General features: G+C 70.6%; 8 protein-coding genes and 2 pseudogenes. 4 read left to right on the top strand and 6 right to left on the bottom strand.

The features are described 5' to 3' along the window. Nucleotides 1-24 precede the first annotated feature (24 nt). Nucleotides 25-822 (bottom strand): DUF1963 domain-containing protein, encoded by a 798-nt coding sequence (locus ACFYYN_RS31070; RefSeq protein WP_500548400.1) that lies wholly within the window; start codon nucleotides 820-822, stop codon nucleotides 25-27. A 702-nt stretch (nucleotides 823-1,524) separates the two neighbouring features. On the opposite strand from ACFYYN_RS31070, the gene ACFYYN_RS31065 reads away from it, so the two are divergent. Together ACFYYN_RS31065 and ACFYYN_RS31060 are read left to right on the top strand one after the other, a co-directional pair. Next, nucleotides 1,525-8,493 (top strand): glycoside hydrolase domain-containing protein, encoded by a 6,969-nt coding sequence (locus ACFYYN_RS31065; RefSeq protein ID WP_500548399.1) that lies wholly within the window; start codon nucleotides 1,525-1,527, stop codon nucleotides 8,491-8,493. A gap of 301 nt (nucleotides 8,494-8,794) precedes the next feature. Continuing rightward, nucleotides 8,795-9,054, top strand: a pseudogene (locus ACFYYN_RS31060) (IS5/IS1182 family transposase); the annotation flags it as partial. 59 nt (nucleotides 9,055-9,113) lie between these two features. Here ACFYYN_RS31060 and ACFYYN_RS31055 read toward each other — a convergent pair. Next, entirely contained in the window at nucleotides 9,114-9,683 is a 570-nt protein-coding gene (locus tag ACFYYN_RS31055) for an SMI1/KNR4 family protein (RefSeq protein WP_500548398.1), read from the bottom strand. A gap of 281 nt (nucleotides 9,684-9,964) precedes the next feature. Here ACFYYN_RS31055 and ACFYYN_RS31050 point away from each other — a divergent pair. After that, nucleotides 9,965-10,210 (top strand): annotated as a pseudogene (locus ACFYYN_RS31050) (transposase); the annotation flags it as partial. Between the two features lie 4 nt (nucleotides 10,211-10,214). On the opposite strand, the gene ACFYYN_RS31045 reads toward ACFYYN_RS31050, so the two are convergent. The 3 genes from ACFYYN_RS31045 to ACFYYN_RS31035 all read right to left on the bottom strand — a co-directional run bounded on the left by ACFYYN_RS31045 (nucleotide 10,215) and on the right by ACFYYN_RS31035 (nucleotide 17,004). Continuing rightward, complete coding sequence (locus ACFYYN_RS31045) at nucleotides 10,215-10,631, bottom strand: hypothetical protein (RefSeq protein WP_500548440.1); 417 nt, start codon at nucleotides 10,629-10,631, stop codon at nucleotides 10,215-10,217. Between the two features lie 233 nt (nucleotides 10,632-10,864). Continuing rightward, a complete protein-coding gene (locus tag ACFYYN_RS31040) occupies nucleotides 10,865-15,049 on the bottom strand; it encodes a Kelch repeat-containing protein (protein WP_500548397.1) in 4,185 nt (1,394 codons plus the stop codon). A 713-nt stretch (nucleotides 15,050-15,762) separates the two neighbouring features. Then, a complete protein-coding gene (locus tag ACFYYN_RS31035; RefSeq protein WP_500548396.1) occupies nucleotides 15,763-17,004 on the bottom strand; it encodes a CaiB/BaiF CoA transferase family protein in 1,242 nt (413 codons plus the stop codon). Between the two features lie 147 nt (nucleotides 17,005-17,151). On the opposite strand from ACFYYN_RS31035, the gene ACFYYN_RS31030 reads away from it, so the two are divergent. Beyond that, nucleotides 17,152-18,393, top strand: a complete 1,242-nt coding sequence (locus ACFYYN_RS31030; RefSeq protein WP_500548395.1) for an RNA-guided endonuclease InsQ/TnpB family protein — start codon at nucleotides 17,152-17,154, stop codon at nucleotides 18,391-18,393. A 13-nt stretch (nucleotides 18,394-18,406) separates the two neighbouring features. On the opposite strand, the gene ACFYYN_RS31025 is transcribed toward ACFYYN_RS31030, so the two are convergent. Next, the gene (locus tag ACFYYN_RS31025) at nucleotides 18,407-19,633 is read right to left on the bottom strand and encodes an acyl-CoA dehydrogenase family protein (RefSeq protein ID WP_500548394.1); all 1,227 of its coding nucleotides are present in this window, start codon (nucleotides 19,631-19,633) and stop codon (nucleotides 18,407-18,409) included. Nucleotides 19,634-19,775 lie beyond the last annotated feature (142 nt).

Raw genomic sequence — 19,775 nt, 5'->3', positions numbered from 1 at the left:
AGCGTGAGCCAAGGCGGCACCGGCTCAACAGCAGTGGACCTTCGCCACGGCCTGGCGGAAGTCCCCGGTCACGAACGCCCCGACCGGGATCGTGAAGTACAGCGTTCCCGCGTCCCCCCAGCCCCACCCGAGGTCCGCGTCCTCCGCCAGTTGAAGCAGATGGACCGCGGGGCCACCGTCCTCGCGGGAGGTCACCGTGACCGTGTACGAAGTGTCCGGCCAACCGAAGGCGCAGTGGCTGCCGGCGGTGTTCCCGTCGAGATCTCCCATCTCGCTGAGAATGAGCGATGCCGCCCCCCAGTGCTGTTGCCTGTCGAACCCGACGTCATCGTCCTCGACATCCCAGCAGTCCGGCAGCATGGTGAGCTCGGCCGCGTGCACGGGTACGGCTGGATAGCTTCTCGCCGGCACAGGTGCCTGCGTCTCGACCGCGCGTGCCGGATCGGCGGGAATCACGCGGTACGCCTCGGGTCCGGACGCATCCAGTCTTCGGTACTCCTCGTACGGCACGTCCGGATCGAGGTAGAAGAAGTTGAGCAGCCCGGGCCGTAGGGGCAGTTCGTCACCCAGCCACGCAGCAAGGGCATCGGTGTCCAGCACGGCGTGCAGGGACAGCGGAACCCCGCTCTGTTCCGGCCAGGGGGTGCCCGGTTCGAGCAGGGCGGCGCCGCCGAGGCGGCATTGACCGGTGGCCTGGAGATCGTCGGTCGGCCGGACCAACTGGAAGCCACGGCGGGCCATGGCGGCGAACTGTGGGCCGGCCGTCTCGCCGAGCCGTTCGATGCACACACGGTTCACGCCGGCGGAGTCATCGAACCACATGCCCCGATCTCCTCAACGTCCGTTCGACGCCCTGCACCGCAGAAGTACGGCAGCTGTGGTGACCATAGCCGAACGACGAAGAACCCCGCCTCAGGTCGACGAGCTGAACCCTGGCGCCCTTCAGCCGCCTGACGGCCTCCGGCCGAGCGTCAGTCAGCGGGCCCAAGCGCAGCGCTGCTCGCGGGACTTCGTGCCGACGGCATGACGCTGCGGTTCCCATGCGACCGGTCCTTCGACACGTTCCACGGCATCAGTCAAGCGCGTCGCACAACCTGCCGCAGTCGAATGAGTGTCGAAACGGCAGCAACGCAGTCGGGCAGCGAGATGGGGGCGCGGATCTCGCCAGTGGCGAAGGACCTGGATTCGGATGACGTGTACAGGACGGCCTCGCCCCGCTACGCTCTGACCCGTCGTCGGCCGAAGTCCTCACGCCCTGCCGTACGCCGCGCCGTTGTGTCGCCCTCGCGGCCCCCGGCGCGCACGTGCCGTACGAATTCTGTTTGCCTTCCGTACGTCTTCCCCGTGTCTGATGACGTACGGTCGTGAAAGCGGCGGCTGCGATGCCGTTCGTCCACTACCGTCTCGCTCTGGGTTGCACGCCCGGCGTTTCCGGGCTGACAACGTTGTCTTCTGGTGAGGCCGAACCGTGCGTGCGTATTGCGACGCTGGAGAGGTTACGTGTCCATCAGATCCCATCCCCCCTTGCCCCGCGCGGTCCTTCCGGGAACCGCGAGCGGGCGTCGCCGGCCACTGCGCGCGACGGTCGCCGCGCTGCTCACCGGGGCGCTCGGCCTCGGCGCGCTGGCGGGTGGCGGCGCGGCCGCCGCCGTGCCCGTCGCCACCACGTCCACGGGGTCCGGCGGGACGGACTACACGAAGCTCGTCGACCCGTTCGTGTCGACCGCCGGCGACGACGGCAACGACCTGCCGGGCGCGCAGGCGCCCCACAGCCTGGCCAAGGTCAACCCGCTGACCACGCCGAACCGGAACCACACCGGGTACGACTACAACGAGGACCACATCGCCGGGTTCACCGCGACGAACCTCGACGGCGTCGGCGGCTCCGGAGGCGGTGGCGACCTGCTCGTCGTCCCGACCTCCGTGCAGTACGACAGCCGGCCCGCCGCCGGCACGTACGCCCACGCGTACAGCCACGACGACGAGAGCGCGACGCCCGGCTCGTACCAGGTGGGCCTCGGGGCCATCTCCGGAACCGCGTCGTCGGTGAAGCAGGACCCGGGCACCATCAAGGCCGAGATGACCGCGACGACGCGCACGGCGCTGCAGCGGTACACCTTCCCCGCCGGGTCGAACCCCGAGCTCGTCCTCGACCTTGCGAACAACTTCACCAGCCGCACCCGCTCGACGATGAAGGCGACGACGCTCCCGAACGGGACCACGTCGATCACCGGGCTCATCGCGGGTTCGTTCAACGGCGCCTCGTACAAGCTGTACTACGCCGCCACCACGAACGTCGCCGTGACCTCCCTGAAGAGCTGGGGCAACGACGGCAAGCTGAGCGACGCGACCACGCAGGACGGGTCCGACACCGGCGCCGTCCTCGGGTTCGACAAGGCCGCGGGCGACGACATCGAGCTGCGCATCACGCTGTCGCCGATCAGCGCCGAGCAGGCCACGACCGACCAGCACAACGAGGTGGGCGACCTCACCCTCGACCAGGCGCGCGCGCGGACGAAGGCGGACTGGAACAAGGCCCTCGGTGCCGTCGACGTGCGCTCCTCGGTGAAGTCCGACCCCGGGTCGACGCTCACCAAGGAGTTCTACACGCACCTGTACCGCATGTACGCGCTGCCGGTGAACGCCACCAGCACCAGCGGGACGTACCGCGGCGCGGACGGTGCGGTGCACAAGGCGAACGGCTTCACGTACTACGACGGCTGGTCCACCTGGGACGACTTCCGCAAGTACTCCGTCGAGTCCTACATCGACCCGGCCACGTACCGGGACATGATCCAGTCGCTGATCGTGCTCTTCGCCGACCAGCGCACCTCCGGCAAGAGCCTCGGCAGCCTCACCCACTCGGTCCCGACCGTGCGCTGGGAGCGCTCGGCCGTGCTGGTCGCCGACGCGCTGTCGAAGGGCTACAAGAACTTCGACCGGCTCGACGAGGCGTACCCGGCGCTGCTGTCGTACTCCGGTTACTACACGGGCGCGCAGCTACGGCAGGGGTACGTCACCGGTGACCCCGGTACGACCGTGCAGCGCGGCTACGACCAGTGGGCGCTGTCCGTCGTCGCCGACGCGCTCGGCAAGAAGGACGACGCGAAGAAGCTGCGCACCCAGTCGACGATGGCGATCGACAACCTCGTGAAGTCCGGCGCCTGGACCGCGGCCGACGGCACCAAGGTCGGTCTGCTCACCCCGCGCGCCGCGAACGGCGACTGGCAGAGCGCCGACTACGAGAAGTTCGAGGCGGCCGGCCTCTACCAGGGCACGCTCTGGCAGTACCACTGGTACGACGCGTACGACATGGGCGGCCTCATCGAGGCCATGGGCGGCGACAAGGCCGGCAAGGCCGCGGTCAAGCACATGTTCGGCGAGGACTCGACCGTCGACGACGGCTCGACCATGCTGCACTCCAACGCGAACGAGATCGACCTCCAGGCCCCCTACCTCTTCAACTACGTCGGCGAGCCGAGCCTGACGCAGAAGTGGGTGCGCGCCATCTACACCGGCACGACCTGGAACCGCTACATCGCGACGGGCTCGACGAACGAGGCCCCCAGCTCCGGCGGCCAGTTCACCCCGCCGGTCAAGACCCAGGTCTACAAGCTCTCCCCGAACGGCTTCCTGCCGACCATGGACAACGACGCCGGCACCATGTCGACCATGTTCGTCGGCGCGGCGCTCGGCCTGTTCCCGGTGACCGCCGGATCCAGCCAGTTCCAGATCGGCAGCCCGTTCTTCGACTCGACGACGATCAGCTACGCCAACGGCTCCCGGTTCACGGTGAAGGCCGACGGCGTGTCGCCGAGCAACTACTACGTGCAGAGCGCGACCCTCAACGGCAAGCGGTTCGACAACACGTGGCTCGACTACTCCCAGATCATCTCCGGCGGAACCCTGGACTTCACCATGGGTTCCAAGCCCTCCCAGTGGGGCGCCCACACGGAGCCCGCGTACTCGCTGAACACCGACGGGGGCGACACGGGTGACGGCGACACGGGCACGGACAAGGGCGACACCGTCCTCTCCGCCCACCCCGGCACCGTCGACACCGACGAGGACGGCACCCTCCACGACAGCGTGAAGCTCACCCTTTCCGGACCGGCGTCCTTCGACGCCCGCAAGGGGACCAGCCTCACCAAGACCGGAGCGGCGAGCGTGACCGGCCTGCCGGACGGCGTCACGGCGGACCTCCGCGTCAGTGACAAGCGCACGGCGACGCTGTCCCTCACCGGCACCACGAAGGTCGACGCGCGCTTCGGCATCACCTTCCGGGACGCGGCCTTCGCGCACGGCGTGCGGGCCTCGACGGTGACCGGCACCGGGATATCCCCGACGGACCCGCTCCTCGTCTCCGCCGCCGCGGTGCAGCGCAAGGCCCTGGGCGCACTCGTCGACCAGGCGTCCGTGGTGCGCAGCGCCAACTACTCCGACGGCTCCTGGAACCTGTTCCGGTCGGCCCTCGAACGCGCGCGGACCGTCCTCGCGGACACCGCCTCCGCGACGGGCACGATCATGGCCGCGCAGGACGCGCTGCAGACCGCCATCGACGCCCTGACCATCGACGAGGGCGGCTACGCCGTCCTGCAGGCCGAGAGCCCCGACCAGAAGGAGGGCCCCAGCCTCGTCAGTGAGCGGAACAACTCCGACGGCAACCTCGGTGGCGTCACCGAGGGGTCGTGGGAGCGGTTCACCAGGCTGGACTTCGGCGGGGTCGCCCCGCGGACCATCTCGGTCCGCTACGCGAACTCGCAGGCGACGAACGCGAAGCCGAGCAGCGTGGACATCCACGCCGGCGCCGCCGACGGCCCGATCGTGGCCACCGTCCCGCTCCCCGGCACCGGCGGCTGGCAGTACTACTCCACGGTGCAGGCGGCCGTCACCGACGCCGACGCCCTGCTGGACGCGAAGAGCGCGACGTTCGTGTTCCACGCCCCGTCGGGCCAGCAGTGGGTGTCGAACTTCGACTGGTACCAGTTCTCGCCGTACGAGGTCTCGACGTCCCCCACCACCACGCTCGCCACGCTGACCGCGGTCAACAGCACCGCGACCGGCAACGGTTCGCTGCCGCTCAACCTCGGCAACGGCATCTTCGAGAACGTGACGAACGGCGCGTGGGCGCAGTGGAAGGACACGAACCTCCAGAGCGGCGCCGACACCGTCACCGTCCGCTATGACAAGCCCCAGTCGCGGGCCGCGTCGGACTCGCACATCGAGCTGCACCTCGGCTCGAAGGACGGCGCGAAGAGCGTCGACATCCCGCTCGACTACAGCGGATCGGGCTGGGGAACCATCGCCACCACGAGCGTGCACCTCGACCCGAGCGTCTTCACCGGCGTCCAGGACGTGTACGCGGCGTTCGTCTCCAGCACGCAGACGGCCTCCCAGCCCTACGTGGGCAACGTCTACTCGCTGGCCCTGACGCAGACCGCCGACGCCCCCGTGGGCTTCGACGCCACCGCGTGGCGCTCCCACAGCGGCGGCGGCCTCAAGAGCGAGCCCGTCGGCTGGACGGGCTCCGGTTCCACCACCGACCTCGGCGGCACCTACAACGGGGCGTGGCTCAACTACGGGGACGTCGACTTCGGCACCTCCCCGAAGAGCACCGTCACGATCACCTACGTCAACAACTCCGCCCGTTGCGGCACCGGCTCCGCCGTCCAGCTCTACCTGGACTCCTTCGACACGGCCAACCCCGGCACGCCGTACGCGACCGTGCCGCTGCCGGTCACGGGATCCGCGTGGTCGTCCGGCGGGACGACGAGCGTGACGCTGCCCAAGGCGATCACCGGCACGCACACCGTCTACCTGCGGCTGACGACGAACCCGGACTCCTCGCACCCGTACGTCGCGAACCTGGGCCGGATCACCTTCAACCATGTCGAGACGCCCGCCGTCACGGACAAGTCCGCCCTGCAGAAGGCGATCGAGCAGTACGAGGGGCTCTCCGCCGACGCGGAGCGCTACGACGCGATCGACTTCGGTGTGTACGGGCGTGAACTCGCCGCTGCACGCATCCTCGTCACCGCCGATGACGCGACCCAGCTCGAGGTCGACACGCAGACGCGCAGCCTCACCCTGGCCGCGGGCCAGCTGATCCCGCTCCCGCGGCTGAAGCTGGAGGACCTGGTCGCCACCGCGTCCGCCCTCGACGACGACCGCTACACGGACGCGTCGTGGAAGGCGTTCACCGGGGCACTCGCCGCGGCGAAGACCGCGGTCGCCGACGGCGCGGCCACGGACGCGACCCTCACCGCCCGGTACGACACCCTTCGCCACGCCCTGTCCGCGCTCACCACGAAGCCCAAGACGGTGCCGGCCGCGCCTGACGCGGTGTCGGCGACCTCGTCCGGCACGAGCGTGACCGTGGCCTGGTCCGCACCCAAGGACACCGGCGGCTCACCGGTCACCGGCTACGAGATCACCCTGAACGACGGCCACCAGATCAAGATCAAGGATCCGGGCAGCCGGAGCACGACCTTCACCTGGCTGCGGTCGGGCAGGTCGTACACGGCACGCGTCCAGGCGGTCAACGCCGTCGGCACCTCCCAGCGGAGCGCCGCCACGGCACCCGTGGTCACCGGCGGCGGCAAGCCGCAGAAGCCGGCCGTGACGGGTGTGATCACCGACGGCAAGCAGGTCCGCGTGACCTGGCAGGCGGCCGGCGACGGCGGATTCCCGATCATCGGCTACACCGTGGCCCTCGACGACGGAACCACCGCGCACGTCCCCGCCACGGCGGGCACGACGCTGCTCACGACCACGGGCAAGGCGAAGGCCCACGCGGCCACCGTCACCGCGGTCACGCTGGCCGGAACGTCGGACGACACCGCCGCGACCGTCCCGGTGACCACCTCGGCGACCGCCGCGGCGGACGCCTCCGACCCGGCGTACGAGCCGACCCCCTTCCCGGACGACACGCTCAACGCCACCTACGCGTCGGACAAGTGGCCGGGCACCGGCGACGGGACCGACTACTTCTACGGCCTGCTCAACGGCTTCGAGGACCTCGACTCCGACATCCTTGCCGCCAACACCAAGGTGCCGGGCGGCACCCCGCCCACCGCTGAGAACGACCGGATCGCGGTGCGCATCAACAACGCGGCGACGCAGAAGGAGGTGGACCGGGCCGAGGTCGACGCCACGAACAGCTCCACCGTCACGATGGCCGACGGACTCGGCTCCCGGCTCGGACAGATCTACCTGGACGCCCTCAACGGCGGCCGGCTGCCGAAGACCGGCGCGCTGTTCTCCCGCGTCACTCAGGGCCTCGACAAGGGCGGGCCGGCGAAGGACCACTTCGGCTACCAGCGCCCGTACGTGCGGCTCGGGTTCGTCGGCGACGGCGGTGCCGTCTACGAGTCGCAGGACGGTTCCTACGGCAGCCTCACCACCAGCGGCTCCTACCCGAGCGGCCACACCTACGGCGGCTACGAAGCGGGGACCATCCTCGCCACGCTCCTGCCGGAGCTGGCACCGTCGATCCTGGCCCGCACCTCGGAGTACGGGGACAACCGCATCGTCCTCGGGTTCCACTACCCGCTCGACGTCATGGGCGGCCGCATCGCCGCACAGGCCACCGTCGCGCACCGGTGGGCGGACCCCGACTTCGCGAAGCTGCTGACCCAGGCCCACACCGAGATGGAGAACGTGCTGCTCGCCAGTTGCGAGAAGGAGGGCTACGGCGACACGCTCGAGGCCTGCGAGGGCGACTCCTACGCCGGCCTGAGCACGGCGCAGCACGTCGACCTGTACACGCAGCGCCTGGACTACGGGTTCTCCCAGGTCGGGAAGTCCGGGCAGGCCCTCAAGGCGCCGTCCGACGCGGCGGCCCTGCTCATCACGGCCTTCCCGGACCTGACCACCGCTCAGCGCACCCAGATCCTCGAGCAGACCGCGACGGACTCCGGCTCCCCGCTGGACCTCACCGCGGACGGCGGAGCGAGCTGGGAGCGGATCAACCTGGCGGCCGCGATGGCGGCGCACGTCGTCGTCAACGCCGACGGGTCGGTCAAGGTGACGAACCACACCGACGCCACCAAGGCCAGCGTCGCCGACGCCAAGGCGATCACCGTCGGAGGCATCGCGATCGACGGGTTCGACCCGGCCGTGTCCACGTACGTCGTCGACTGGCCGAAGAACAAGAAGGTCCCGGCCCTCTCCGCCGTACCGGCCCAGTCCGGCGCGCGGGTGAAGGTCACCGACGGCAGCTCGGTCCTGTCGTCGACCGGGCACCGGTTCACCACCCGCACCATCAAGGTGACCTCGGCCAACGGTTCGGTCACCCGCACCTACACGGTCGGGTTCCAGCCCACGGACCGCGACGACCGTCCGGTCGCGGCCGGCGGCAACGGTGGTGACCGCATCGCCGGGGCATCCGACCTGCTGAGCCGCGGAGGCAACGGAGCAGGCTCCGCCGGCGGCGCCGGATTCTGGGCGCCGTCGACGGAGTGGGCCAACCCCATGTGGATCCCCCAGGGGTAGCGCACACCTGACCGCCGGCGGCCGGCCCCTCCGGGTGAACCCCAGTGGTTCACCCGGAGGGGCCGTCGGCGTTTCGGGTCGCCGTGGGCGGCGGTCGCCCTGCAGTCCTGCGCGCTCCGCAGGCGGCGGTGGACGGCAGTCCCTTACCGGGTGTCGGCGCGCCCCGGCCGGGAGCCCGGCCGCCCCAAGGCCCGCACCAGCTGACTGACCGGCGTCGCACTCCGCATCCGGCGTGACGGCTCTCGTCGGTCACCTGTCCCGGCGGGCGCCGGGGCCGCTGCGTGCCCTGGGGGAGTGATCCCTGACCGCGGCCCGCACCCACCGAGTCATCCGGATCTGCGAGCGCCAGGGCATTCCGGTCCTTGCCGACCGCACCTTCCGCACCAGGACCTCAGCCCGACCCAGCGGACGGTCAACCGCGCCCTGTCAGCGGTACGAGCACCAGAGACACGAAGCGCCGCGAGACTGACGTCCTGGCACGTCTTCCGCAAAGCCCGCGTCAGTCTCATCCACATGACGTCCATCGCTGCGGCCGTTCTCACCCTGGAGCGTCAACGCTGAAGATGCTCTTTCACCGTTGCCTCTCCATCTTGCGGGACCGACGCGGCGGATCGTCTGGTCTACGACCAGACGAGTCGCCCTTCGGCGACCTTACAGACCGGATGGTTTCCATCGGCGATCTTCGTCAGCATCTCCGCCACGGAGTCGAAATAGTGAGCCAGCGACTCGTACTCGCCCGTGATCGTGATCTCACCCACGAACCACCTGCCGACGCGCCCGTCCCGCACGTCGATAAACTTTCCCATCCAGCCGTCCTGGTCCGACAGGAACGGGATCCACTCATTACGCCAAAACGGATTGTCCGGCTGGTCAGGAGGGTCGAATCCACCGAGCGTGGAGTGGTTCGCGTAGAGCCTCTCCATCGCCCGGATGCCGAGAAAGAAGCTTCCCTCATCCGGGAACCCGTCGAAGCCGCAACATGCCACATCGACGTCCACATCTTCCTCAGGAAGATCCAGATTGTTCTGCAGCAGCCACGCCCGCAGATCCTGGGGGAGGGGGATACCCATCCGTTCCTCGGCGGCCGCGAGCATCTGTTCCGTAGCGGGCCCAGGCAGATCCGCGTGATCGGCCGGGGCGTGCTGCCGAAGAAGATTCATCACGCGGGACCAGCTCTCCGCCACACTCATTCCCCTCAGCCTTCTCTGTACGGATGCCCCATACGGCCGCGCCACTGTGGGGGTTGCTGAGCGCAGACGTGAGAACCTCGGTGGGATGGTACTCCGAGCGGACTTCGGGGTCCCTCCCCTACGACCACCTTCCGGCCCTAAGTGCAGGACTGCCGCTCAGCGAGGTGACCACCCGTCACCTCCTCGCAAACAAGCCGGCTATGCCCGGCGGGGCCCAGCCGAGGTCGCCAAGGCCGTCCACACCCTGGAGTGGCGAAGCTGAAATCCTCCCTTGATCGCGCGACTTCGACAAGTACCGCCGCCTGCTGTGGCAGCGGGCCATCAGGCCGGTGATCGCCCGACGTGGCGTTGCCCATGGCTCCGGACTGGGCAAAGTGCGCTGGGTGGTCGAGCGAGCCTTCGCCTGGCTCCACCAGTTCGAACGACTCCGCATCCGCTACGAGCGACGCGCTGATCTCTCCCAGGGCCTGCTCGAACCGGTCTGCAGCCTGATCTGCATCCGACGTCCGTCCTGCCGCCCAGAGTGACCAGCTAGGAGTCCGAGCGCAGCCCCAAGGCACTGTGCTGAATCAGACTGGCAGGAGCGTCGGCGGAACCCGACCCCCGGCGCGTCAACTCCACCAACTTCGAGCGGAGGTCCGTCGCCGGCTCGCCGAGCACGATGGCACTGATCACCAACTCAAGCATCACGCAGTCGTACGCATCGTCCGTTCCTCGATAGCGCTCAGCGTCCCGTTCGACCACAGCACCGGCGATCCGCCGTCCACCGCCATCAACCGGCGCGAAGGTCGCCGCGAAAGTTCCGTTACCGGTCCAGCTTCGGTGCAGGAAGACGACCTCGCCCTCCGTGAAGACGTCCCACTTCTCGTCCATATCCCGCGACGCATAGCCGAGCTGGATCTGCTTCCAGTCTTCATCCGACCAGACCCGCTGGGGCAGCTGCGACATCGGCTGAGGAGCTGAAATCGGCTGGATGCCACCCGACAACATGAACCGGGTTACGCGTTCGTCAGCAGGCATGGAGTGATCCTACGGACGGAGCGAGCATGACAGCATCCCTTCCCTCCGCGACCTCATGGTGAAACGACCTGTAAGCCGCACAGGGCCGCCCCTGCCCGTCACCACACGCGACACGGTGGGGCCGGCCCGCCGGGCCGGCCCCACCGTGTCCTGCACGTCGCCTAACGCCTCGTCAGAACCACGTCGGTGGTGACGGCGTCACGACCGCGCGGTCGCACCGTGCGTTCGGCCGTCCGGTAGCCCTCGGCACTCACGGTGAGGGAAACGGTCGGTCCGGCGTCCGGGAGCCACAGCTGGTACGAGCCGTCGACCGCGGTGCTGAGCGTGTGCGCGCCCGCCCCGGTCCCAACCCGAACCGTGGCTCCGGCCAGCGGGGTGCTGCCGCCACGTCGCTCGGCGCCGCTGACGGTGCCGGTCAGGTGCGTCCACCCCGGCGGCGCCACCACGGTCATGGTGACCGGGACGGTGACGGAGGCGTACGGCCCGTCGCTGTCGATGACCAGCCGCGCCTGGTGCACGCCCGCGTCGGCCGGACCCATGTCCCGGGCGTCGACGGTGACGGTGAGCTCCGCCGTCCTGCCCGCACCGACGGATGAGGAGCCCGCCTTCGCCGCCAGCCACGTCACGTCCCCGTGGGGTGCGTCGTAACCGGGCAGTTCGAGGGCGGAGGTCTGCATTACCCTGTCGGCGCTCTGGCCGCCGAGGACCGACCAGCCGGGCGCTCCGGCCGCCGCGTACAGCGGCTGCGGCAGGTTCGGCAGCGCGCTCCACGTGTCCGCGGCCGGATCGTAGGCGTAGGCCTCGTTGGTCACCGCGGCGGCCCCGACCAGCACACCGCCGGCGGCCATGAGCCGGCCCGCGCCGCTCGCCGTCGCGGCACCCCAGAAGTCCACCGGGGGGTCGGTGATCGGCGTCCAGCGGCCCGCGGCCGGGTCCAGGGCGTAGCCCACGGCCGTGGCGTGGGCAGGCTGCCCGTCGCCCTGGTGGACACCGCCCGCGCAGTACAGCGTCCCGTCGACGGTTCCGCAGCTCTGCCAGGAGGTCGGCACGGGGTAGGCCGGGCCCGTGGACCACGTGTCGCCGGCCGGGTCGTAGACCTGGACGTCGCGCGTGCCGCAGGAGACGCCGGTGCAGCCGCCGATCACGTAGAGCCGGTCGCCGACCGCTGCCGCGGCCGAATTGCCGTACGCCTTGGGCGCGTCGGCGATCCGCGACCATGTGTCGCTCGCCGGGTCGTAGACCTCGCCCCCGGCGATCGGCGTGCCCGCGCGGTTCTTGCCGCCGACGACGTACAGCTTGCCCCGGACGAATCCGTAGGCCGCGCCGCTGCGCTTGGTGACGGCCGGGGCGAGGTCCTTCCAGGTCGCCGTGGCGGGGTCGTAGGAGCGCAGGGCGGTGGTCCACTGACCGTCGGGGGTCTGGCCGAGACCGCTGTAGAGGACGCCGTCGTACGCGGCCGCGATCCCCCCGGTCATGGGCTGCGGGAGGTCCGCGAGCGGCTGCCACGCCTGCCCGGCGGTCGCCCCGGCGGTCCGGCCCGCCGCCGTGGTGTCCGTCGTGGCGGTGGCCGCGACGTCGAGCGGATCGGGTCTGGCCGCCGTCCGCTCCCTGGGGGCGCCGGACACGCGTGCCGGGGCTCCCGCGACGGCTTGCTCGCCGACGGCGAGAGAGGCCGGGGCGCCGCCGGTGTTGCGCACCTTTACCGTGACGGTCTTCTTCCCGCCCCAGGGAACGGTGACGCCCACCGCACCGGGGGTGGCCTTCAGCCGGGACGGGCGCAGCGCGAGGTCCGCGGCGGTGACCGTGTCGGCCTTGACCGTCACCGCCGACGTCCCGGCCGGATAGCCGAAGGCGGGCAGGGCGGCGGTGAACTCCTGGCGGCCGGTACGGGAGGAGAAGGCCCAGTACAGCCCGTCGCCCACGGCCGGGTCGTCCGGCGTGGCGATGCTGTGGCCGCCGTCCTCGGGGGCCTTCGCGGCGGAGACGGTCGCGCCGACCACTCCGGCACCGGTGTTGGCGTCCGTCACCCGGCCCGTCAGCAGCCCACCGGGCACGGTGACCAGCGAGCGGGTGCCGACGGCGACGTTGTCCAGCTGCCAGATGCCGGTCAGGGAGCCGGCGAAGTGGAAGCGCAGCCGCACCGAGGACTTGCCGGCGTAGGCGGTGAGCGGAACGACCTGGTGGGAGGGGCCCTCCACGACGTCCGTGTGGTGCCAGAGGTTGTCCCAGTGGTCCCCGCCGTCGGTGCTCACGTCGATGTCGGCCGTGGGCTCGTTGAAGCGCCACAGACTGGGCAGCGCGGTGTCGAACTCCAGCGCCGGCCGGGTCTGCGCCGAGAGGTCGTAGTCAGGGCTGATCAGTTCGGTGTCGACCTCGCCCCAGCCGAGGGCGTAGTCGTCGACCTGGGCGAAGCCGCCGTCACCACCGGTCTGGTTGCCGCGGGTCAGCGGGTCGTCGAATCCCCAGCCGCCGGCGGCGGTGTGGTTGACGATGCTCCACCCGGCAGGCTTCGCGGCGGTGTCGAAGGACTGGAAGCCGCCGCCGTGGTAGTCCACGGCGTAGCCGGGCGGGAGGGTGCCGGAGCCGACCAGCGGGAGCGTCAGGTCGGCCGTCTTCGGGGACGATCCGAGCGCGACCTTTGTCTCGGCCGGGCGGTAGCCGGGGTAGAGGCCGGTGGCGCGCAGCGTGTACGTCTTGCCGCGCTCGAGGCGGACGGAGTAGCGGCCGGTCCTGGGGTCGGTGTGGACGGTGCCGGGTACGCCGTCGACGGTCAGCCGGGCGTAGAGGCCCCAGCCGTGTCCGCCGCCGTCCCGGACCGTCCCGGAGACCGTGGTGGCCGGCACGGCCGCGAGCGCGGCGTTCCTGGTCAGCTCCGTGCCGTCGGCGAGGGTGACCTTGCCCAGGTCCTTCTCGGAGTAGCCGAAGGCGTTGACCGTCAGCGTGTACGAGCCGGTGGGCGCCGCCAGCGACCACCTTCCGTCCGCGCCGGTGACCGCCGTATGCGCGCCCAGCCGCACCGTCGCGCCGGACAGCGCCTCGCCGGTGGCCTTGTCGGTGACCTTGCCGGTCACGGTGCCGTGCGGGCCGGGGCGGAAGGCGCCGACGCCGTTCGGCGTGCCCAGTCCCGTCGGTCCGTCGTAGCCGGGGCCCGCGGTGCAGCTGTTCGCGGGCTCGCACGCGGGTGCGGTGTCCGGGTCGCAGGGCGCGTCGTCGGAGCACTGCGCGTTGCTGCCGGTGGTCACGTCGTTGAGCGCACCGGGCGCGCGGTACGGGTACCCGGCCGGGTAGGTGCCCTCGACGGGCGTCCCGGCCAGCGCGTACAGACCGGCGATGATCGGGGCGGAGGCGCTGGTGCCGCCGTAGACGCCCCATCCGCCGCCGGAGTAGGTGTTGTAGACCGCCACGCCGGTGTCGGGGTCGGCGACCGCGCTGACGTCCGTCACCGACCGCTTGTCGCAGCCGGTGCCGGTCTGGAACGCCGGCTTGGGCTGGTAGGCGGAGCACCCCGAGCCGGTGCCGCTCCACACCGTCTCCGTCCAGCCGCGCGCACCGGTGTCGCTCCTGCTGAGCGAGGTGCCGCCGACGGACGTCACGTAGGGGGAGGAGGCCGGGTAGCTCAGCCCGTGGCCGTAGTCGCCGGAGGCGAACACCACGGCGGTGCCGGGGTGGTCGAAGTACGCCGCGTCCAGGGCGGCGAGGTCGGGGCCGTCGTAGTAGGCGCCGTAGGAGTTGGAGACGTAGCGGGCGCCCAGTGCCACCGCGGTGTTGACGGCGGAGCCCAGGTCGTCCGTGGCGGAGCTGTCGGCCTCGACGAGGAGGATGTGCGCCTTCGGCGCGACGGCCGAGACCATGTCCAGGTCCAGGGATATCTCGCCGGCCCAGCCGTCGTTGGGCTGCGGGTAGTCGGTGCCGCCGCGCTGGTCGACCTTGCGGAAGCAGCCGTTGTCCGCCGTGCACGGCGGCAGCCCGTACTGGGCCCGGTAGGCGGCGAGGTCCTGCTCGGCCATCGGGTTGTCGTAGGCCGCCACGACCGCGATGGTCGCCCCGGCGCCGCCGTCCGCGGGCAGGTCGTACGCCGAGCGCAGGTCGGCCGGGCCGAATCCATCGGGAGTGGCGGACCGTGCGGTGCGACCGCTGTCGGTGTCCGCTCGGCGCACCGCGAAGCAACCGAAGTGCCCGGGCTGCGGGGCGCCGCACAGCGACTCCTCCGCCGGCCCGGCGTCATCGGCGACGGCCGGGCTCTGCTGGGGCAGTTGGACCGCCAGGGCGGCCAGCAGCAGGGCCGCGGCCCCGCCGACGGCACGTTGCCACGGGGATCCCGTTGGCCGGGCGGGGGCACCCCTCAAGTACCGGGAGAGGGGGCGTGAAGGACGGGGAACGAGCACGGGGCGACTCCGGCAGTGGTCCGATAACGTTGTCGGGCACATGACGCGTTGCCCGAAGAAAGATCGCGCGCCCTCGACAACCAGGTCAATGGATGGAGTTGGCGACTTGGCGCCGCGTGTCGTATTCACGACTTCTCGGCGAGCGCCCCACCGCGGCGATGCACCTCACCATCGGGCGGCCGGTCCGGTCGACCGGCCGCCGCGTGCGAGGGGCCGAGCGGTCATCCCGTCCGTTCACAACCGGGCAACGCCTGAATCCTGTTGCTCGCGCGGCCGCGTGGGGGGAGTCGTCCCCTTCACGAGGCGGCCGGGCATGTGGCTTCCCAGGAGGAACCCCGGGGGACCGGGGGCGTTCGGCAGGACGTCACCGTACTGTCCCGTGACGTCAGTCCTTGCCGACGTTGCGAGCGCCGCCGCCGATGGAGCGGTGGTTCGGGTAATCATCCGGAGCCTCCGGGTGGTGCGCGAAGCACCACTCATCGACTGCGGCCTCGCGATCCAGCAGCCCGTTGAGGCCCGTGGCACCGTCGGCGTACGCGACCTTCGCGCAGGCACGCCGACCGGCGGTCCGGGGCGGCGTCGAGCAGATCAACAGCCGCCGCGAGCCGCAGCGCGGCTCGTGGCGCCGTCGTGGCGTTTGTGGAGCACCGGGTCGGCCGCTTCGGACGGCCCGCTCATCGCGGCGCCTGCGTTTCCGTCGTGCCCGGGATCGCTCCGATCGCGCGCAGCTCGGCGATCTCGGCGGGGCCGAATCCCAGCTCGGTGAGGATCTCGTCGGTGTGCTCGCCCAGGTCCGGCGCACGTTTCGCCGCCACCTTCGGCACTCCTCGCAGGTTGACCGGGCTGCTGATGGTTTCCGTGAGACCGGTGACTCCTTCCAGCGGCACCACGATGTCGTTGGCGCGCAGCTGCGGGTCCTGCGCGGCCTCCTCAGGGGTCTGGATGAGGCTGTGGGTGACGCGTTCTCGTCCCAGGGCGTCCCTCCAGTGGGCGAAGGGCCGCGCGCGGAACTCGGCGTCGAGCAGCTCGCTGAGCGCGGCGGCGTTCTCGATGACCCCCTCGACGTCGGCGAAACGCGGGTCCTCGAGCAGCTCGGGGCGCCCGATGGCCCGCGTCAGTCCCGGCCAGTGCGGGGGAGACGCCACCAGCATGAACCACTCGTCGTCCGCGGTGCGGTAGGGGTTGACCAGTGGATTCGCCGGCCCCTTCCGGTCGTGCAGCTCGAAGGACGTGCCGCCGGCGAGTGCGCCGGCCACCAGGGTTCCCGTGGCCCAGACGCCCGTGGCGAGCAGCGACGTCCCGACACTGGCCCCTTGTCCCGTGCGCTCGCGGCGGTACAGGGCGGTCACGATCGCCGCGTAGACGGCGATCGCCGACATGTAGTCGCCGCTGCCCCAGACCGGCACCGTCGGCGGTGCTCCCGCGTCACGGGTGGAGGCCAGCAGCCCGCTGCGCGACCAGGCGGCGGTCAGGTCGAAGCCCGGCTGCCCGGCGTCGGGGCCGGTGTCACCGAAGCCGGTGATGTCGGCGTAGACGACCCGCGGGTTCCAGCCCGCGACCTCGTCGTAGCCGAGGTGCAGTCTCTCGCGGGTGCCGTGGGGGAAGTTGGTGATCACCACATCGGCCCACTCGACGAGGCGCTTGAGGATCCCGGTGGCCGCCGGGGACTTCAGGTCGATCACCATGCCACGCTTGTTGCGGTTGGCGAGGTGCCAGCTGTAGTTGGCCCGTGCCTGGGGACTGGGCGGTACGGAGCCCAGCCGCCGCTGGGGATCGCCGTTCCCCGGCGGCTCGATCTTGATGACGTCGGCTCCGAAGTCGGAGAGCATGGTGGCCGCGGCCGGTGCCGCGATGAAGCTCGATGCGTCGAGGACCTTCAGCCCGGTGAACACGGATTCGGTGGTCAACTTCGTCACCTGATTTCTCTCAGGATGCCCGGGCCTTCAGGCCGGGGAGGTGTTGGTGCTTGGGTCGGAGGCGCGAAGCGGGGGAGTTGACTGCGCATCTGTTCTGACGTGGGTTCTCTTTCGTTGTCGGTGGGGGCTGTTGGGTTCCGGAGCGTGATGACGACAGCGGTGACCGGGCAGGGGTCCGGGTACGCCCGGTACACCTATCGGCTGCGGGTGTCGTCCACGGCGGGTGCCGGTCTGGAGGCGGAGTGGGCGCGTTGCCGGTGGGTGTGGAACGAGTGCGTGGCGGTGTCCCGCAGGGTCCACGTCCTGAACAGGAGTGCCGAGCAGAAGGTCACGTGCGGCCCTGCGCAGCTGGACAGGATGCTGACCGAGGCGAGGCGGTCGATGGAGTGGCTGCGGGCGGGTAGTTCGGTGCCGCAGCAGCAGGTCATCCGGGACTTCGCGAAGTCCCGTGCCAAGGCGTTGAAGGACATCGCGGTGCGTCTGCCGATGAGGCAGCGGGCCGGGATGCCCCGGATCAAGCGCAAGCGCGAGGCCGCCCCGTCGCTGAACTACACCAGGCGGGGTTTTAGGCTCAAGGACGGGCGCCTGCACCTGGCCGGCGGCATTGTGCTCACGGTGGTGTGGTCCCGAGACCTGCCGTCCGCACCGTCCTCGGTACGCGTGTACCGCGACAGCCTCGGCCACTGGTACGCCTCGTTCGTCGTGGCCACCGCCCCGGAGCCGCTGCCCGCCACCGGCGCGGTGATCGGCGTGGACTGGGGCGTGCGTGAGACCGCGACCACGACCAGCGACGCGCACGACCTGCCGCACGCCCAGCACGGGAGGAGTGCCGCGGCGAAGCTGGCCCGGTACCAGAAGATGATGGCCCGCCGTAAGCCTGCCCGTGGGCAGGCCGCGTCCAGGGGCTACCGCAAGGCCAGGCACCAGACGGCCAAGCTGCACAAGCACGTGGCGCGGCAGCGGCAGGACACCGCCCGCAAGTGGGCCAAGCGCGTGGTGCGCGACCACGATGCGATCGCGGTCGAGGACTTCCGGCCGAGGTTCCTCGCGAAGACGACCATGGCGCGCAGGGCGGCGGACGCTGCGATCGGCGCGACGAAGACGGCTCTGATCGAGATGGGCCGCAAGCACGGGCGGGACGTCCGCCTGGTGCATCCCGCGCACACCACCATGGACTGCGCGTCGTGCGGAGCGAGAACCAAGCACGCTCTTCCTCTTTCGGAACGTACCTACACCTGCACCGCGTGCGGAGCCGTGTCCCCCAGGGACAAGAACTCCGCCCGCGTGATGCTGGTCCGGGCTGGTCTCAACCCGGCTGGTGCCGATCGTGCAAGCGCTGGCGGACCGCTGGTCCCCAGCCCACGTGAGCCAGGAATCCCCGCCCTTTAGGACGGGGAGGATGTCAACTCACGAAAGCGCTCAGGCCGTCGGTCACGGCACGCCCGACGATGAGGGTCTGGATCTCGCGCGTGCCCTCGTACGAGTAGATGGCCTCGGCGTCGGCGACGAACCGGCCGATCTTGTAGTCGAGGATGATGCCGTTGCCGGCCAGCAGTTCGCGCGCCCATCCCACGGTCTCCCGCATCCGCACGGTGCAGTAGGCCTTCGCCAGCGATGACTGCTCGTCCCGGTACACCCCGGCGTCCTGCAGCTGGGCCAGCCGCGTCACCATCCCGCACGACGCCGTGGCATTGCCGAGCATCTTCACCAGCAGGTCCTGCATCAGCTGGAAGCCTCCGATGGGCCTGCCGAACTGCTCCCGCTGCTTGGCGTACTCCAGGGCGATCTCGTAGGCGCCGAACATGATGCCGACCGCCTGCCACGCCACCCCACTGCGGGTCCGGCGCAGGATCTCCGCGGCGTCCTTGAACGAGTTCGCGTTCTGCAGCCGGTTGGCCTCCGGAACACGGCAGCCGTCGAGCACGATGTCGGCGTTCTGCACGATCCGCAGCGCCATCTTGTTCTCGATCTTCGTCGCGGTGAACCCGGGGGTGTCCTTCTCCACGACGAAGCCCAGCACGTGACGGGTCTCGACGTCGCGGGCCCAGATGACGACCAGGTCGGCGAACGTCGCGTTGCCGATCCACCGCTTCGCGCCGTCGAGGATCCATCCGTCGCCGTCGCGGCGGGCGGTCGTCCGCAGCCCGCCGGCCACGTCGGAGCCGCCGTGCGGCTCGGTCAACCCGAAGGCGCCGATCTTCTCGAAGCGGCTCATCGCCGGCAGCCACCGCCGACGCTGTTCCTCGGAGCCGCAGGCGAGGATGGTGCCCATGGCCAGACCCGTGTGCACGCCGAAGAACGTCGCCACCGAGGCGTCGGCATGGGCGAGCTCCAAGGCCATGAGACCCGCGAAGAGGTTGCTCGGCCTGGATTCCGTCGAGTCCGGGTCGGCCCAGTCCACGAGCCCGAGCCTCCCGAAGCCTTCGACCAACTGGAAGGGGAACTCGGCCCGGGCCCAGTGGTCGTCGACGATCGGGGCGACCTGCGTGCGGAGGAACTCGCGGACGGACTCGACATTCTCCCGTTCCCGGTCCGACAGCAGTTCCTCGTAGGCGTAGAAGTCTGCGGGCAGCAGCCCTTTGCCCAGGTAGGGACCGGACGGTGCCGGCAAGGTCGTGGTGCCGCTCATGGCAATCTCCCTCAAGCGCTGTGAGGCCTGGCCCGGAGATCCGCGCCCGCCGGCGCTCCCAGCCCCCGGCTTTTCGGATCCGAGCGCGATTAAACGCGGATCCGGAGCGGCGCCCCCGGACCCGCGCCGCCCAGCGTGGTGG

This window comes from Streptomyces sp. NPDC001902, from assembly GCF_042891295.1.
In the GTDB taxonomy this organism is placed as follows: domain Bacteria; phylum Actinomycetota; class Actinomycetes; order Streptomycetales; family Streptomycetaceae; genus Actinacidiphila.
The sequence above is the reverse complement of the archived record's forward strand: the minus strand, read 5'-3'. Positions and strand labels throughout refer to the sequence as shown.

Coding starts and splice junctions, on each gene's coding strand:
- ACFYYN_RS31070 (WP_500548400.1), bottom strand. CDS start 822: ATGTGGTTCGATGACTCCGCCGGCGTGAACCGTGTGTGCATCGAACGG.
- ACFYYN_RS31055 (WP_500548398.1), bottom strand. CDS start 9,683: ATGAGTGTGGCGGAGAGCTGGTCCCGCGTGATGAATCTTCTTCGGCAG.
- ACFYYN_RS31025 (WP_500548394.1), bottom strand. CDS start 19,633: ATGAGCGGCACCACGACCTTGCCGGCACCGTCCGGTCCCTACCTGGGC.
- ACFYYN_RS31045 (WP_500548440.1), bottom strand. CDS start 10,631: ATGTCGCAGCTGCCCCAGCGGGTCTGGTCGGATGAAGACTGGAAGCAG.
- ACFYYN_RS31030 (WP_500548395.1), top strand. CDS start 17,152: ATGACGACAGCGGTGACCGGGCAGGGGTCCGGGTACGCCCGGTACACC.